The sequence below is a fragment of the Tsuneonella deserti genome, from assembly GCF_014644315.1.
GTDB classification, from domain to species: Bacteria; Pseudomonadota; Alphaproteobacteria; order Sphingomonadales; family Sphingomonadaceae; genus Tsuneonella; species Tsuneonella deserti.
In genome coordinates, this window is record NZ_BMKL01000001.1 from 1,982,160 (window position 1) to 1,996,617 (window position 14,458).

General features: G+C 66.1%; 17 protein-coding genes. 9 read left to right on the forward strand and 8 right to left on the reverse strand.

The features are described from left to right. The first annotated feature begins 17 nt into the window (after positions 1-17). A complete protein-coding gene (gene rimO / locus IEW58_RS09690; protein ID WP_188644929.1) occupies positions 18-1,406 on the forward strand; it encodes a 30S ribosomal protein S12 methylthiotransferase RimO in 1,389 nt (462 codons plus the stop codon). A gap of 4 nt (positions 1,407-1,410) precedes the next feature. Here the strand turns inward: rimO and IEW58_RS09695 are convergent, their stop codons facing one another. From IEW58_RS09695 to IEW58_RS09725, 7 genes are all read right to left on the reverse strand, one after another. Continuing rightward, positions 1,411-1,770 carry a hypothetical protein gene (locus IEW58_RS09695; protein WP_188644930.1) on the reverse strand — a complete coding sequence of 120 codons (360 nt, stop codon included), beginning with the start codon at positions 1,768-1,770 and terminating at the stop codon, positions 1,411-1,413. 71 nt (positions 1,771-1,841) lie between these two features. Next, positions 1,842-2,417 (reverse strand): alpha-ketoglutarate-dependent dioxygenase AlkB, encoded by a 576-nt coding sequence (locus IEW58_RS09700; protein ID WP_188644931.1) that lies wholly within the window; start codon positions 2,415-2,417, stop codon positions 1,842-1,844. A gap of 37 nt (positions 2,418-2,454) precedes the next feature. Further along, positions 2,455-3,039, reverse strand: a complete 585-nt coding sequence (locus IEW58_RS09705; protein ID WP_188644932.1) for a JAB domain-containing protein — start codon at positions 3,037-3,039, stop codon at positions 2,455-2,457. Next, positions 2,979-3,485 carry a hypothetical protein gene (locus tag IEW58_RS09710; protein WP_188644933.1) on the reverse strand — a complete coding sequence of 169 codons (507 nt, stop codon included), beginning with the start codon at positions 3,483-3,485 and terminating at the stop codon, positions 2,979-2,981. Before IEW58_RS09710 ends, IEW58_RS09705 begins: the two co-directional genes overlap by 61 nt. Positions 3,486-3,504: 19 nt before the next feature. Further along, entirely contained in the window at positions 3,505-3,843 is a 339-nt protein-coding gene (locus IEW58_RS09715; RefSeq protein WP_188644934.1) for a hypothetical protein, read from the reverse strand. 34 nt (positions 3,844-3,877) lie between these two features. Further along, positions 3,878-4,438, reverse strand: coding sequence for a helix-turn-helix domain-containing protein (locus IEW58_RS09720; protein WP_229658531.1), 561 nt, complete (start codon positions 4,436-4,438; stop codon positions 3,878-3,880). Continuing rightward, the gene (locus IEW58_RS09725; RefSeq protein ID WP_188645759.1) at positions 4,428-5,627 is read right to left on the reverse strand and encodes an LL-diaminopimelate aminotransferase; all 1,200 of its coding nucleotides are present in this window, start codon (positions 5,625-5,627) and stop codon (positions 4,428-4,430) included. Before IEW58_RS09725 ends, IEW58_RS09720 begins: the two co-directional genes overlap by 11 nt. Before the next feature lie 120 nt (positions 5,628-5,747). Between IEW58_RS09725 and IEW58_RS09730 the strand changes: the two genes are divergently transcribed. The 7 genes from IEW58_RS09730 (at position 5,748) to IEW58_RS09760 (ending at position 11,914) form a co-directional block, all read left to right on the forward strand. Then, entirely contained in the window at positions 5,748-7,613 is a 1,866-nt protein-coding gene (locus tag IEW58_RS09730) for a PHA/PHB synthase family protein (protein WP_188644935.1), read from the forward strand. 87 nt (positions 7,614-7,700) lie between these two features. Beyond that, a complete protein-coding gene (locus IEW58_RS09735) occupies positions 7,701-8,252 on the forward strand; it encodes a phasin family protein (protein ID WP_188644936.1) in 552 nt (183 codons plus the stop codon). A gap of 157 nt (positions 8,253-8,409) precedes the next feature. Beyond that, entirely contained in the window at positions 8,410-8,784 is a 375-nt protein-coding gene (gene clpS, locus IEW58_RS09740; RefSeq protein WP_229658532.1) for an ATP-dependent Clp protease adapter ClpS, read from the forward strand. Positions 8,785-8,945: 161 nt separating this feature from the next. After that, the gene (locus IEW58_RS09745) at positions 8,946-10,121 is read left to right on the forward strand and encodes an LptF/LptG family permease (protein ID WP_373284772.1); all 1,176 of its coding nucleotides are present in this window, start codon (positions 8,946-8,948) and stop codon (positions 10,119-10,121) included. A gap of 9 nt (positions 10,122-10,130) precedes the next feature. After that, entirely contained in the window at positions 10,131-11,225 is a 1,095-nt protein-coding gene (gene lptG, locus IEW58_RS09750; RefSeq protein ID WP_188644938.1) for an LPS export ABC transporter permease LptG, read from the forward strand. Between the two features lie 63 nt (positions 11,226-11,288). Beyond that, positions 11,289-11,567: a hypothetical protein gene (locus IEW58_RS09755; protein WP_188644939.1), complete on the forward strand. Its 279-nt coding sequence runs from the start codon at positions 11,289-11,291 to the stop codon at positions 11,565-11,567. Positions 11,568-11,584: 17 nt separating this feature from the next. After that, positions 11,585-11,914 (forward strand): hypothetical protein, encoded by a 330-nt coding sequence (locus IEW58_RS09760; RefSeq protein WP_188644940.1) that lies wholly within the window; start codon positions 11,585-11,587, stop codon positions 11,912-11,914. A 12-nt stretch (positions 11,915-11,926) separates the two neighbouring features. Here IEW58_RS09760 and IEW58_RS09765 read toward each other — a convergent pair whose 3' ends face one another. Further along, complete coding sequence (locus IEW58_RS09765; protein WP_188644941.1) at positions 11,927-13,093, reverse strand: fatty acid desaturase family protein; 1,167 nt, start codon at positions 13,091-13,093, stop codon at positions 11,927-11,929. A gap of 110 nt (positions 13,094-13,203) precedes the next feature. Here IEW58_RS09765 and IEW58_RS09770 point away from each other — a divergent pair, with 110 nt between their 5' ends. Further along, entirely contained in the window at positions 13,204-14,355 is a 1,152-nt protein-coding gene (locus tag IEW58_RS09770) for an N-acetyltransferase (RefSeq protein ID WP_229658533.1), read from the forward strand. Positions 14,356-14,458: the final 103 nt, after the last annotated feature.

Below are 14,458 nucleotides of genomic sequence, written 5' to 3' on the forward strand. Positions count from 1 at the left end.
GTAGGGGGCCGCCCATCATGTCATCCCCGATTACCGCGATCCCCGACCAGAAGAAGGTCGGCATGGTCAGCCTCGGCTGTCCCAAGAACCTCGTCGACAGCGAGCGCATCCTCACCACCCTGCGCGCCGATGGCTACGCGATGAGCGCGGACTACGCGGGCGCCGACGTGGTGCTCGTCAACACCTGCGGCTTCCTCGATTCCGCCAAGGAGGAAAGCCTCGAGGCGATCGGCGAGGCCATCGCCGAGAACGGCCGCGTGATCGTAACCGGCTGCATGGGCGAGGAAGCCGAGGCGATCCGAGCCCGCTTCCCGCAGGTGCTCGCGGTGACCGGCGCGCACCAGTACGAGACGGTGATCGACGCGGTGCGCGAGGCCGCGCCGGCGACGCAGGGCCCCTACGTGGACCTGATCCCGCAGGCCTTCGCCGACGACGGCGGCATCAAGCTGACGCCACGGCACTACAGCTATCTCAAGATTTCGGAAGGCTGCAACCACTCGTGCGCCTTCTGCATCATCCCTTCGCTCCGCGGGAAGCTAGTCAGCCGGCGGGTCGACGCGGTGCTGCGCGAGGCGGAGAAGCTTGTTGCGGCAGGGACGAAGGAACTGCTGGTCATCAGCCAGGACACCTCGGCCTACGGAGTCGATACCCGGCACGAAGCGCGCATGTGGCACGGCCACGAGGTGCGCGCGCACATGACCGGTCTCGCGCGCGAACTGGGCCAGTTGCGCACCCCGGAAGGGCAGACGCCGTGGGTGCGGCTGCACTACGTCTATCCCTACCCGCACGTGGACCGGGTCATCCCGCTGATGGCCGAGGGGCTGCTGACGCCATACCTCGACATCCCGTTCCAGCACGCCAGCCCCAGCGTCCTGCGCGCGATGAAGCGCCCCGCCAACGAGGCGCGCGTCCTCGAGCGGATCAGGGAGTGGCGCGCGATCGTGCCCGATCTGACCATCCGCTCCAGCTTCGTGGTCGGCTTTCCCGGCGAGACCGAAGAGGACTTCCGCTATCTCCTCGACTGGCTCGAGGAAGCACAGCTCGACCGCGTCGGCGGTTTCCGGTTCGAGCCGGTGGCCGGGGCGCAGGCGAACGCCTTGCCCGGCCACGTACCCGACGAGGTCAAGGAAGAACGATACGCCCGGCTGATGGAGGTGACCGAGCGGATCAGCGCGGCGAGGCTCGCGGCCAAGGTCGGCCGGACGCTGCCGGTGATCGTGGACGAGGTCGGCGAGCCGGACGAGGACGGCGACATCGGCGCTACCGCGCGCAGCCAGGCCGATGCGCCCGAGATCGACGGCCAGGTGTTCCTGCGCAACGTTTCCCCGGCCCTCAAGCCGGGGGACATCATCGATGCGGCAATCGAGGACGCCGACGCGCACGACCTCTACGGCGTGCCCGCCTGACCGGTCACTCGTAGTCGGCGGAAGCCTCTCCGTTGTTCCAGTACAGGGTGATCCGGCTGACGGTGCACAAGTCGAACTTGTGCCACTCCGCCTCGTCCCCGTCGGTCCATACGACCTTGATGTCGTAGAGGCATTGCTTGGCCTTTACCGGAAAGTGGATCGTGACGCGCTGGCCGTTGTCGAGCGTATCTTCCCCCATCACGTCCTCTTCCCAGTTGTCGGAGGAGGTCGGCGCGACATAGACTTCGGCGATATCGTAGCCGGTGGCATTGCGCAGCTGGAAGTCCTGCCTGCCCTGCGCGGTTGCGGCGGCGGGAACGGCGGCAACGGCGAGAGCGGCGGCGAAAACGGCGATCTTGAGCATGAGATGGTCCCCTCGGCGATCCCTGCGCGGAACATGCCCGCATTCGCGCCGGAAGCAATCGCGAAGTTTGACTAGACCATCGTGCGCAAGGTGACGCTGCGCCGCGTCTCCTCCACCGGACGGATCGAATGCTGCCATTCCCAGCGCGCCGGCCCGTCCAGCAGGTAAGCGGAGCGCGGCGGCAATGGGACGCCGACCCGCTCAAATCCGCCCTCGCGCCGCGTCCGACGAAAGCGCATGACGATGGGCGCCGACAGCGAAAGTCCGATCACCCTGCCGTACTGCGGGCGGTCGCGATGCCAGCCGATCCCCGCGCCCGGATCATACCGGATGAGCAGCCCCTGCACGAAGGATGCCGGGTCGAGGCCGAAGACTTTCGCCAGGTCGTCGCGCACCGCCACGAGCCAGGCGGGCAGCGGAGGCGCCGGCGTTGGTCGTGCGCGCGTGTAATCGTAGGCCGAGCCGTAATTGGCGGTCAGGCGCTTGCCCTCCCATTGCCCGAACTGGAAGGGGGTGAGCGGAGCGGAATCGATCCTTGCGGCAATCTCATCCTCGACGTCGGGCGGGATCGCATCCGCGATCAGCCGCAGCCCCTCGATCGCGGGAGCCGCGGGCGCCTCGGCAAATAACGATAGCTGGCCGGTCACCGCCTCCAGATGGGGCGCGCTGTCCGGATGGCAACGCTCAGAAACAGCCGGCCAGCCGCATCGAGAAGACCTGCCGGCGGGTAACGATGAGGTGGTCGATGAGCGTCAGCTCCAGCGCCTCCGCGATTCCGGCGAGCCAGCGGGTGGCGGCAACATCCTCCTCGCTCGGCCTGCACCACCCCGAGGGATGATTGTGCGCAAGCAGTATGCCCGCCGCGCCCAGGGACATCGCACGCTCCATCAAGGGGCGCGCCCGCGCGATCATTCGCCTGGCGGTGCCCGAAACCATCGTCTCGTCGGCCAGGTAGCCGCTTTGCGCATCGGCAAAGATCGCGTGCAGACGTTCTTCGTGCGCCCCGCCGATGCGATCCTGCAGGAAGCGGTGGATCGCGGGATCGGAGCTGTCCACGATCGCGTCCGGCAGCCCTTCCGCGAGCGCCGCCCGAACCATTTCGCGAGCGGCATGCAGCCCATCTGCGGCGGCCTCGTATCCGGTCATCGCCGCGCGCAGATCGATCACAGGGGCGTCAAGCATACGGGTCAGGCTGCCGAAGCGGGCAATCAAACGTTCGGCCAGTCCCTCCGCAGCCTCGCCGGCATAGGGGGCGAGGAACCGCGCCACGACCGATAAGGGCCGTGACGTCTGACCCTTCGCCGGTGAAGCCAGATGCCTCCCGCCAGAAGCAAGATCTGAAAATAGGATGGGCCGGTGTAGAGCAAGCCGTAGGCCAGCGGCGCCACCTGCGATGCCATCTCCCGCGCCAGGTGGGCAAAAACCGCCAGAAGCTGGAATGCCGCGAACCATAGAGTGTAAATCCGGTTGGCGTAGAGCGCTACGGCAATCGCGACCGCGGCGCCGACCAGATCGATGACGACGTGACCGGTGTTGATCGCGAAGCTGCGCGAGATGTCGAGCACCGCGTGATTGACCCCGTCGGCCGCCTGGAACCACACCAGGATGCCGGCCGTGATCCGCTCGGGCCCTGCACCCCATCGCCACGCCGCGAGCGCAAGCGCCGCGATGAGGAAGATCTGGAACCAGTAGCGTACATCGCCGGAAGACAGCATCGCGCTCCGCTAGCCATGGTCAGGCCGCGATGGAAGCCGGTTGGACTTCGGCGATAGCGGCGGGACTGACGACGGTGTCGACACCTTCGTCTCCGCTCATCGTCTCGCGCGACACCTTGCTCAGTTCGTCGTGCACGCGCAGCAGGCTGGTCGACAGCGCAAGCGCCTCGTTTTCGGCCTGGTTCAGCCGTACCAGCGCCCGCTGGCCTGCGTCGATGGCGACTTCGGGGTTCTGGCGGGCGCGAACCATCGCCTGCTTGAGACGGGCGCAGGCGATCATCGCCTCGTCGGTGACGGCTTCGGCTTCGCGGATCAGCTTGCGGATCGCGAGGGCGTCTTCGCGGATGGTGGCAGGCATTGGGCAGGACTCCGGCGGGTTCCCCCGCCGTCGCTCACCCGGCGGGGGCCGATTTCTCGGCGGGAACGGCGGCCTTGCCCTCCAGCGCTTCGCTCAGGGTGAGCGATGCCGTGACCACCAGCACGATCACCGCCACGAGGCCGAGAGCGAGACCGATGATCAGGGCAAGCCGCAGAAGGACGGCATTGTCGCCGTCGAGCATCCCGGGGACTACCCGGGGCTCAATTCTCGATAACCACGGCGCCTCGATCGCAAGTGGCGCTGCATCAGCGAGAACGAATTCCCCGGGTGCGACCCGGCTCCGCTCATCGCCCTGCCGATCGCCCTCCGGAACCTGCGGAATTCTCCATGCAGAATTTCTGTAGAGTGCTTCCTGCGTGTTTTCAGTATCTTGCTCGCGCCATGCAGTGACTAGGTCCGGCAGGCTGTGTACCCCGTACCGTTCCTTGAGCGCGCGAATGTGCTGGTTGACGCGCGATTCCGAGATGCCGAGCTCGGCAGCCACGGCCTTGAGCGGCAGGCGGCGGTCCACGCCGTCGAGCACCGCGCGCTCGCGGTCGGTCAGCGGTCGCAGGGTGCCCGCCTCACGCAGCACTGGAATTCACGCCCATCGACTGGAACCAGCGCTTCACGTTGCGGGCCGCCTGGCGCAGACGCTGCTCGTTCTCGACCAGCGCGATGCGGACGAAGCCCTCGCCGTCCTCTCCGTAGCCCACGCCCGGGGCGACCGCGACCTTGGCCTGGATAAGCATCTGCTTGGAGAATTCCAGGCTGCCCATGTGGGCCAGCGCCGGGGGCAGCGGTGCCCAGGCGAACATGCTGGCGGGCGGCGGAGGAATGTCCCACCCGGCACGCCCGAACACCTCGACCAGCACATTGCGCCGCTTGTGATAGAGCGCGCGGTTCTTCTCGACGATGTCCTGCGGGCCGTTGAGCGCGGCGCAGGCAGCCGCCTGGATAGGCGTGAAGGCACCGTAATCGAGGTAGCTCTTCACCCGCGTCATCGCGGCGATGAGCTTCTGGTTCCCGACCGCGAAGCCCATGCGCCAGCCGGCCATGGAGTAGGTCTTGCTGAGCGAGGTGAACTCGATCGCGACATCCTTGGCGCCGGGTACCTGGAGGATCGAGACGGTCGGCTTCCCGTCGTAGTAGAGCTCGGAATAGGCGAGGTCGGAAATGACCCACACCTGGTTCTCCCGCGCCCAGGCGACGAGCCGCTCGTAGAAAGCCAGGTCCACGGTTTCGGCGGTGGGGTTGGACGGGTAATTGACGACGAGGATGCTCGGCCGGGGCACGGTGAAGGCCATCGCGCGCTCGAGGCTGCGGAAGTATTCCTCGTCCGGCGTGGTCGGCACCGAGCGGATCGTCGCGCCCGCGATGATGAAGCCGAAAGTGTGGATCGGGTAGCTCGGGTTGGGAGCCAGCACCACGTCACCGGGCGCGGTGATCGCGGTGGCGAGGCTCGCGAGCCCTTCCTTCGAGCCCATCGTGACCACCACTTCGCTCTCGGGATCGACGTCGACCCCGAAGCGGCGGGCGTAGTAGTTCGCCTGCGCGCGCCGCAGGCCGGGGATGCCGCGCGACTGCGAGTATCCGTGGGCGTCAGGCTTCATCGCCACTTCGCACAGCTTTTCGATGACATGCTGCGGCGGCGGCAGGTCCGGGTTGCCCATGCCGAGGTCGATGATGTCCTGGCCCGAGGCACGGGCCGCGGCGCGCATGCCGTTGACTTCCGCGATGACGTAGGGCGGCAGGCGCTTGATGCGGTAGAATTCGTCGGTCATGTTCTCGCCAGACGGGCGGCCCATCCGCCTTGTCCTGTGCCTGTTATGCCATATTCGCGTGGCGGGAAACCGCGAACCGGCGCTATGTTGATGCAAGGCCAGCGCAGTGGGAGATCGGCGATGACTGACGAGACGACAGGCAATTCTGATCCGTTCGCGGCTTTCCTCGATTACCAGGGGCGCTCGTTGCAGGAGATCTGGGACCAGTTCACGCCCGCGGCGCGAAAGGACGGCGATGCGCCCGGTGCGGTGGCCTGGGGCGACATGGCCGACTGGGCCGATGCCGGGCGCAAGCTGCAGGCGATGTGGCTCGAGTTCATGAGCGGGGCCGGCGCCCCCGCGGGAGGCCCGGCTCCCTTCGATCCGGCACAGTTCATGTTGATGAGCCAAGGGTGGATGGAAGCGGCGCAGGACGGCCTGGCCGCGCAGGCCAGGCTGGCCGAAGACGGCGTGAAGCTGTGGCAGGGCCTGCTGGGCGCGAGCGTCGCGCAAACGGGAGCCGAGCCTGAGCTTCCGCGCAAGGACCGCCGCTTCTCGGACCCCGCGTGGCGCAACAATCCCGCCTTCGCGCTGCTGCACCAGACCTACCTGATGCTGGCCGAGTATTTCGTTTCCGCCGCGCAACGCGTCGAAGGGGTGGATCCCGAAAAGAAGGAACAGCTCGTCTTCGCCACCCGCGCCCTGGTCGAGGCGATGAGCCCGGACAACTTCCTGCTGACCAACCCGGTGGTGCTGCAGCGCACGATCGACACGAAAGGCGAAAACCTGGTCAAGGGGATGCGCCACCTGATCGCGGACCTGACCAGGGGGCAGCTGACTCATACCGATCCCGACGCCTTCAGGCTGGGCGAGAACATCGCCATCACCCCGGGGAAGGTTGTCCACCAGACGCCGCTGTTCCAGCTGATCCAGTACAGCCCGTCGACCAAGGAGGTCCTCGAAACGCCACTGGTGATCTTCCCGCCGTGGATCAACCGGTTCTACATCCTCGACCTTACGCCGAAGAAAAGCTTCATCAAGTGGGCGGTGGACCAAGGCCTGACGGTCTTCGTCGTCAGCTGGAAATCGGCCGACGCGAGCATGCGCGACGTGGTGTGGGACGATTACATCCGCGCCCAGATCGAGGCGATCGACGTGGTTCGCGAGCGTCTCGGCACGAAGTCCGTCCACGCCATCGGCTACTGCGTCGCGGGGACCACGCTGGCCGCCACCCTCGCGATCCTTGCCCGGCGGGGCGAGGCGGACAGGGTCGCCAGCGCGACATTCTTCACCGCGCAAGTCGATTTCGAACAGGCGGGCGAGCTCAGGAACTTCATCGACGACGGCCAGCTCGAGATGATCGGCAGCCTGGCGCAGGACGGCTATCTCGACGGGCGCTACATGGCGGCCACGTTCAACCTGCTGCGCGGACGGGATCTCATCTGGAACTACGTGGTCAACAACTACCTGCTGGGCGAGGACTACCCGGCGTTCGACCTGCTCCACTGGAACGGCGACGTGACCAACCTGCCCGCCAAATGGCACGCCGCATACCTGCGCGATCTCTACCAGGGCAACAAGCTGGTGGTGCCCGACGCGCTGGAGGCTGACGGTACTCCCATCGACCTTACGAAGATCGAGACACCGATCTATATCCAGGCGGGACGGGAGGACCACATCGCCCCGGCAGCGAGCGTGTGGCGCATGACCCGCCATGTTCGCGGCGACACGACTTTCGTGCTGGCCGGATCGGGCCACATCGCAGGCGTCGTCAACCATCCGGACGCAGGCAAGTACCAGTACTGGACCGGCGACACCACGGCCGTCTCGCTCGACGATTTCGTCGCGGGCGCGACCGAGCACAAGGGGAGCTGGTGGCCGCATTGGCGCGCATGGATCGAGGGGCTCGGGGGGAAGATGGTAGCCGCGAAGGGTCGCCGCGTCCCCGGCGGCAACGGCGATAAGGTCATCGAGGATGCGCCGGGCAGCTACGTGAAGGCGCGATAGACCTTGATCCATTGTGCACTGCACAAAAAACCTTGACTTGCTCCCTGCCCTCACTATTTGTGCAGTGCAGCATAGGAGTGAAGTCCGATGGCGAAAACCACTGGCAAGGCCGCGAGGGCCAAAGTGAAGCAAGCTGACCGCGAGCCGGCCGCTCGCCCCGCGATCACCCCTGCTCCCGTATCCGAGGAAACCGTTACCATGGCCGATACCAACACCACCGAGTTCACCGACACCGTCAAGCAGAGTGCCGAGCAGGTGCAGGCCCGCGCCAAGGCAGCTTACGAGAAGCTCCAGGCCTATGCCGGCGAAATGACCGAAGCGACCAAGGGCAACGTCGAGGCGATGGTCCAGTCGGGCCGCATTCTCGGCGCCGGCGTTCAGGACCTGGCGCGCACCGAAGTCGAAGCCGCGAAGGACGCGTTCGAAACCGTGACCGCCGACCTCAAGGCGATGGCCGCGGTCAAGAGCCCGACCGAGCTGTTCAAGCTCCAGGGCGAGATCGCCCGCCGCAACTTCGATGCCGCGGTCGCCCGCGCCTCGAAGAATGCCGAGGTTTCGATGAAGCTCGTCAACGACGCCTTCGCGCCGATCTCCACCCGCATGAGCCTCGCGGCAGAGCGTTTCACGAACGCCGCCTGAGCGCGCGTTCGCTAACGCGCGCAGTCTTCTCCACTCTCCCCGCGCGCAAAACGACGGGCCGGACGGTGCAATCCGTCCGGCCCGTTGCCGTCTGGAGAGCCTGGGGCGGTCGGGCGCATCTTGCGGCGCAGCCGTTCGTTACGATATTGCGGACCCGATGACCGATCGCTTCCCTGCCCAGCCCGCCTTCGGCGAACCCGTCCGCTCAGCCGGACGCGACGAGGATGCGGATACCGGCGACCAGATCGGCGTCGCCACCAAGACGCGCGCCAAGCCCAAGAAACCGAGCCAGTACAAGGTGCTGATGCTCAACGACGACTACACGCCGATGGAGTTCGTCGTCATCGTGCTCAAGCGGTTCTTCCGCATGGACATGGAGCAGGCGACCAGGGTCATGCTGCATGTCCACCAGCGCGGAGTCGGTGTCTGCGGCGTGTTCCCCTACGAAGTCGCCGAGACAAAGGTGAACCAGGTCATGGACTTCGCCCGGCAGAACCAGCACCCGCTCCAGTGCACGCTGGAAAAAGCCTGAAACCGCTGCGGGCCGCCCTCGTTTACCGCTACCGATGACAGGGCATGACCACGCCCCGCTTTGCCGCTAAGGCCGGCTGACACAGCGAAAAGACCCGCGCACCCTTGTTCAAGTTCCTGCCCGCGATCGACCGATACATCCTGCGCCTCACGCTGGTGCCGATGCTGGGCGTGTTCGTGCTGGCCGCGTCGCTGCTGATCCTCGACAAGATGCTGCGGCTGTTCGATTTCGTCGCGACCGAGGGCGGCCCGATCGGCGTCGTGTTCAAGATGCTCGCGACCATGATGCCGGAATACGCCTCGCTGGCGATCCCGCTTGGCCTGTTGCTTGGCGTACTGTTCGCCTTCCGCAAGCTGGCCACCACAAGCGAGCTCGACATCCTGCGCGCCGTCGGGCTCAGCTACGGTCGCCTGCTGCGGGTGCCCTATGCGATTGCGGCGGTCCTGATCGCCGTCAACATCGCCCTGGTGTTCTACATCCAGCCGATCAGCCGCTACTGGTACGAACGGCTGGATTACGAACTGCGCTCGGGCGCCCTCGGCGCGTCGATCAAGGTGGGCGAGTTCACCACTCTCAAGGACCGGATGGCCCTGCGCATCGAGCGCAGCGAGGATGAGGGCCGCCGGCTTATCGGTATCTTTGCACGGTTCGCCAACGACAAGGGACAGGTCTTGTCGATCTCGGCCCGCGAGGGGTCGTTCCTGGCGACGAAGGACAATCCGGATACCATTATCCTGCGCCTTACCGACGGCATCATCGTGCAGGACATGGGGACCGAGTCAGGTCCCCGCGTACTCAGTTTCACCCGGCACGATCTGCCAATCGACCTGCCGATGGTCGAGAAGTTCCGGTCACGCGGCGATGCCGAGCGCGAATACATCCTGCCCGAACTCCTGCGCATTGGCTGGGGCGGAAACCAGACCAGCGAGGAGCAGCGGGACGGAAGCCAGGCCAGCTTCAACTTCCGCCTCGTGGAAGTGATCATGATGCTGCTGATGCCGCTGCTCGGGGTGGCCCTCGCCATCCCGCCGAAACGGTCGACCAGCGCGCTCGGCGTATTCGTCTCAATCGTGATGGTGGTCGCGTATCACAAGATCAACCAGTATGCGCAGGACGTGGCGACACTTGGCCGGGTGGATCCGACGCTTGCCCTGTGGGCTCCGTTCGCACTGTTCGCCGCGCTCATCATCTGGATGTACTGGCGCGTCGCTTACGTCCCCGGCGGCCAGGCGATCGGCGCGCTCGAGGCGGCATTCGCGAAGCTCGCGAAGCGCATCCGCGCAGTGATGAGCCGCCGAACCTCCCACCGCCCGCTGCAGCCCGCGCCCGCCGAGTAAGTCCCGCCGATGCTCGATTTTTTTCCCTCACGCACGCTGACGCTCTACCTCGCGCGCCTGTTCGTGGTGCGCATCTTCGCCGTGCTGGTCATGCTGGTGCTGGTGCTGCTTATGCTCGACCTGCTCTCCAGCACCGGAAAGATCCTGCAGGTGCCGGGCAATGGACAGGCGGAAATCTGGACTTACGCCACCTTGCGTGCGCCGCAACTGATCGCGCGCTTCCTGCCCTATTCGGTGTTGTTGGCGACCATCATCACGCTGGTGGGATTGAACCAGAACAGCGAGGTGATCGCCATGAAGGCCGCCGGCCTCTCGGCGCACCAGGTGCTCGCGCCGCTGCTGCTGACCGCGCTGGTCATCGGGGTCGGCAGCTTCGCCTTCAACGAACGGGTGGTCACCCGCGCAACGGCGACCCTGAAGGCCTGGGACGCGAACGAGTTCCGCAAGGTGCCAAGAGACTCGGGCGTTCGCACCAATGTCTACCTCACCGATGGCACCAACATCCTCGCCGCTGCCGCTGTCACCGGAAGCGGCGACAATACCACGATGAGCGGCGTCACGTGGTACCGGCGCGCACCCAGCGGAGCGATCGCGGAGCAACTCAGGGCGCAGCGCGCGGTCTATGCCGCCCCAGGCTGGCGGCTCGAGAACGCCACCGGGTTCGATGTCGCCGGAGCACGGAGCGAACGTCTGGGCGATACCGTCGTCGGCCAGAAGATCACCCCCGAGCAGGTGGTGCTGGGGAGCGTGGATCCCGATGCCCAGTCCTTCTGGCAGCTGCGCAGGTCGATCGCGGACTTCGACGCGGCAGGCCGGCGCACCGCGGAATTCAAGGCCAAGTGGTGGCACAAGCTGGCAGGTCCGCTGTCTTCCGTTCTCATGCCATTGCTCGGCGCTGTGGCCGCGTTCGGCCTTGCCCGGTCGGGCCAGTTGTTCGTGCGCGCGGTGATCGGCATGGCGCTGGGCTTCGCCTATTTCGTGGTCGACAATGCCGCTCTCGCGATGGGCAATTTTGGCGGATACCCGCCACTCCTGGCCGCCTGGGCGCCCTTCGTCCTGTTCGCGCTCATCGGGGAAACCGTCCTCGTCCGCACCGAAGAGTGAATTGCGGCGGAACTTTGGCGAAGCTCGACTGTTGACGCTGGACCCTACTTAGGAGTTTCAGCCATGAAGAAGTTCGCTCTGCCCGCTCTTGCTGCCGCTCTCGCCCTCGGTGCTTGCGACAGCACTCCCAAGGATGACACTGCGACCGACGCAGCGACCGATACCACCCTGACCGAGCCGATGGCTGCCGATACCGCGATGGCGACCGACAGCATGGCCACCGACGCGACTGCGACGGACGGAATGGCGACCGACACCACGACTACGACCAGCCCGGACGGAAGCGCGACGGCCACCGCCACCGCCTCCCCGACGCCCAGCGGTTCCGCGAGCGCGATGTAATACGCGGAGAGCCGATCATGACGAAGTTCGCCTTCACCGCCGTGGCTGCCGCGCTCGCACTGGCCGCGTGCGACAACAATGGGGCAGATGACACGGCGGCTGCCGATGCAACCGCAACCGAAACGGCGACGACGGCCGCGGGGGATACAACGATCGTGACCCCGGCTCCCACTGCAACGGAAACCACCGTCGTCACCAATCCGGGCGCCACCGCGACCACCACGACCAACGCCAACGGCGACAAGGTCACCGTGGGTCCGAACGGGGTGGCGGCGGACGTGGGCGATTCCGAAACGCGGGTGCGGGTCGATACCAACAATCCGACGCTCACCGTCGAAAAGAAGTAAGCACCTCTTTCGTCACGCCTGCTCCGGCTGGCGTTCCAGGGGGCCGTCCCGATCGGGGCGGCCCCCTTCCTGTGCAGGACCGGATCGCCGCATCCGCATGGTGCTGCCGGCAATTCGTCCGACCAGCGGGGTCATGCCCCGGTAGTGCGCGCGGCCATAAGTTTCGCGCGCACCTTCATGAACCGAGAGCCGCCGGTGCGCTTCGGCCAGGGCGTGATAAGGAAGCGACGGCAGCAGGTGATGAAGCGCATGGTAGCGTAGCCCTACCGGAGCCCACAACGCGGCGACGAAACCGGGCGGCGGCACATTGACGGTATCGAGATACTGGGCAGTCACGCTCATCGGCTCGCCCTCGTTCTCCCACAGGTGCGCCACCAGCGTCCGCAACTGGTTGAGCACCGCCACGGCCGAGAAAATGGCCAGCGCCACCGCGAGGGGCCGCCAGCCGATGATCGCGATGCTGGCGATCAGCGCGATGCCCCAGAGCGCCGCGCCGGTCTCGAGCAGGATGAAGCGGCGCTTGTTCTGGGGATCGGGAGGGCGGCGGCGATAGTCGGGATTGATCGCGAGCGTGGAGAACCGCGCCCAGTTGAGCCGCCGCAGCGGCGGGATCAGCAGGCCGAGCGGAGCAAGCACGCCGTAGCGCAGCACCAGCCCGACGGGTGCAAGCAGCGCGATCAGCACGAACAACGGCAGGCTCCACGGCTTCATCAGCGCGAGTGGGAGATATTCCGGATCGTCGGGCGTTCCGTAGCGCTTGCGCGAATGGTGGATGGTGTGGCCGTCCTCATACATGAAGGAGGGAGTAAGCATCGGGATGCCGACGAGCAGGTTCCACGTCGTGCGGAAGCCAGGCAGCGCATCGCGGTGGAGGTGCGTCAGCTCATGGATGAACAGCAGCGCGCGGTAGAGCGCGAAGGTCGAGACGATGCCCAGCACGATGGTCAGCCACAACGGTCCGGCCAGCACCGCGCCGGCAAGTGCCGCGTAACCGACAACCGCCGAGCCGAGCATGTCAGGCCAATAGATGTGCGCCTTCGCCTGGCCCAGCTCGCGCATGAGTTCCGCCGCCGCACGCAGCAGCGCCTTGTCGTCCTCGTCGCGCGCACCGCTGTAGGCCTGCAAGCCCGATGTGAGCGCGGCCCCGCGCGGTGGATTGGGTGTGTCGGGAACGGTCATTTCCTGCTTTTCCGATTGCCCCCTGCGGCCTATCCGGCGCCAGCCGGTGCACCACCGGTCCATAGCTGTCTCGCACGACACGCCAAATGAACAAGATCGGGAGCGTCCGGATGCGCAAGATAGAGTTCACGCCCGTCAGCGGCAAGCGCGAGCGGCGCGAATTCGTCGATCTCAGTTATCGGCTCAATGGCGATGATCCGAACTGGGTGCCACCGTTGCGGTCGGAGGCGCTTGAACTGGTGACGCCGGGCAAGAACCCGTTTTTCGAGCACGCGAGTGTCGCGCAGTATATTGCCCGCATCGACGGTCGACCGGTCGGTCGGATCTCGGCGCATGTCGACCGCCTCGCGCTCGAGCAGCCGCCCGAGCAGGGAATGGGTCCCGGCACCGGCAACTGGGGCCTGCTGGAGGCGGAGGACGAGGAGATCGCCCATGCGCTGATCGCCAGGGCCGAGGACTGGCTGAAAGGTCAGGGGATGACCCGCGTGCTGGCGCCCCTGAGCATGTCGATCTGGGAGGAGCCTGGCCAGCTCACCTTCGGGCATGATCATCCCCCGACGGTGATGATGGGGCATCAGCCCCAGCGCTACGCCGACTGGATCGCCAGCGCGGGGTATCGGCCGGCGAAGAAGTTGCTGACCTACGAGCTTGACATCGTTCGCCCATTTCCGCCGCTGATCCAGCGGATCGTCCAGGCGGGCGAAAAGAACGAGCGGATTCGCATCCGCAAGGTCGACAAGTCGCGGTTCGACGAGGAAGCCCGGCTGATCCTCGAAATCCTCAACGATGCATGGTCCGATAACTGGGGCTTCGTCCCCTTTACCGAGGCCGAGATCGAATACGCCGGCAAGAAGTTCAGGCCGATCGTCTTTGAAGACCTGATCATGATTGCCGAGTACGATGGCGAGCCGGTCGCCTTCATGATGACGCTGCCCGACCTCAACGAGGCGATCGCCCCGCTCAGGGGCAGCCTGTTCCCCTTCGGCTGGGCCAAGCTGCTCCTGTGGCTCCGGAAACCGAAGGTGCGCACCATGAGAGTGCCCCTCATGGGAGTGCGCAAGCGCCTGCAGTCGTCACGCATGGCCAGCCAGCTCGCTTTCATGCTGATCGAAACGATCCGCCGGAACGCGGTGGCCCATTACGGCGCAACCCGCGGGGAGATTGGCTGGATCCTCGAGGACAACCAGGGGATGGTCGCAATCGCGGAGGCGCTTCAAACCCGGGTGAACCGGGAATACATGCTCTACGAAAAGCCGCTCTAGCGCCCGTCCGTTCCGTTTGCGCCGCGGGGCGCGCCCGATCCTCCACGGCGTCGGGAACGGGCAAATCGATTGGCCGTTTTTTCGTGCGAACAAGGCCGGGCCC

What these genes read in the sequence shown, in the direction of transcription:
- rimO (WP_188644929.1), top strand. Translation starts at nt 18, where the DNA reads ATGTCATCCCCGATTACCGCGATCCCCGACCAGAAGAAGGTCGGCATG.
- IEW58_RS09695 (WP_188644930.1), bottom strand. Translation starts at nt 1,770, where the DNA reads ATGCTCAAGATCGCCGTTTTCGCCGCCGCTCTCGCCGTTGCCGCCGTT.
- IEW58_RS09710 (WP_188644933.1), bottom strand. Translation starts at nt 3,485, where the DNA reads ATGCTGTCTTCCGGCGATGTACGCTACTGGTTCCAGATCTTCCTCATC.
- IEW58_RS09715 (WP_188644934.1), bottom strand. Translation starts at nt 3,843, where the DNA reads ATGCCTGCCACCATCCGCGAAGACGCCCTCGCGATCCGCAAGCTGATC.
- IEW58_RS09725 (WP_188645759.1), bottom strand. Translation starts at nt 5,627, where the DNA reads ATGACCGACGAATTCTACCGCATCAAGCGCCTGCCGCCCTACGTCATC.
- IEW58_RS09730 (WP_188644935.1), top strand. Translation starts at nt 5,748, where the DNA reads ATGACTGACGAGACGACAGGCAATTCTGATCCGTTCGCGGCTTTCCTC.
- IEW58_RS09735 (WP_188644936.1), top strand. Translation starts at nt 7,701, where the DNA reads ATGGCGAAAACCACTGGCAAGGCCGCGAGGGCCAAAGTGAAGCAAGCT.
- clpS (WP_229658532.1), top strand. Translation starts at nt 8,410, where the DNA reads ATGACCGATCGCTTCCCTGCCCAGCCCGCCTTCGGCGAACCCGTCCGC.
- IEW58_RS09745 (WP_373284772.1), top strand. Translation starts at nt 8,946, where the DNA reads ATGCTGGGCGTGTTCGTGCTGGCCGCGTCGCTGCTGATCCTCGACAAG.
- lptG (WP_188644938.1), top strand. Translation starts at nt 10,131, where the DNA reads ATGCTCGATTTTTTTCCCTCACGCACGCTGACGCTCTACCTCGCGCGC.
- IEW58_RS09755 (WP_188644939.1), top strand. Translation starts at nt 11,289, where the DNA reads ATGAAGAAGTTCGCTCTGCCCGCTCTTGCTGCCGCTCTCGCCCTCGGT.
- IEW58_RS09760 (WP_188644940.1), top strand. Translation starts at nt 11,585, where the DNA reads ATGACGAAGTTCGCCTTCACCGCCGTGGCTGCCGCGCTCGCACTGGCC.
- IEW58_RS09765 (WP_188644941.1), bottom strand. Translation starts at nt 13,093, where the DNA reads ATGACCGTTCCCGACACACCCAATCCACCGCGCGGGGCCGCGCTCACA.
- IEW58_RS09770 (WP_229658533.1), top strand. Translation starts at nt 13,204, where the DNA reads ATGCGCAAGATAGAGTTCACGCCCGTCAGCGGCAAGCGCGAGCGGCGC.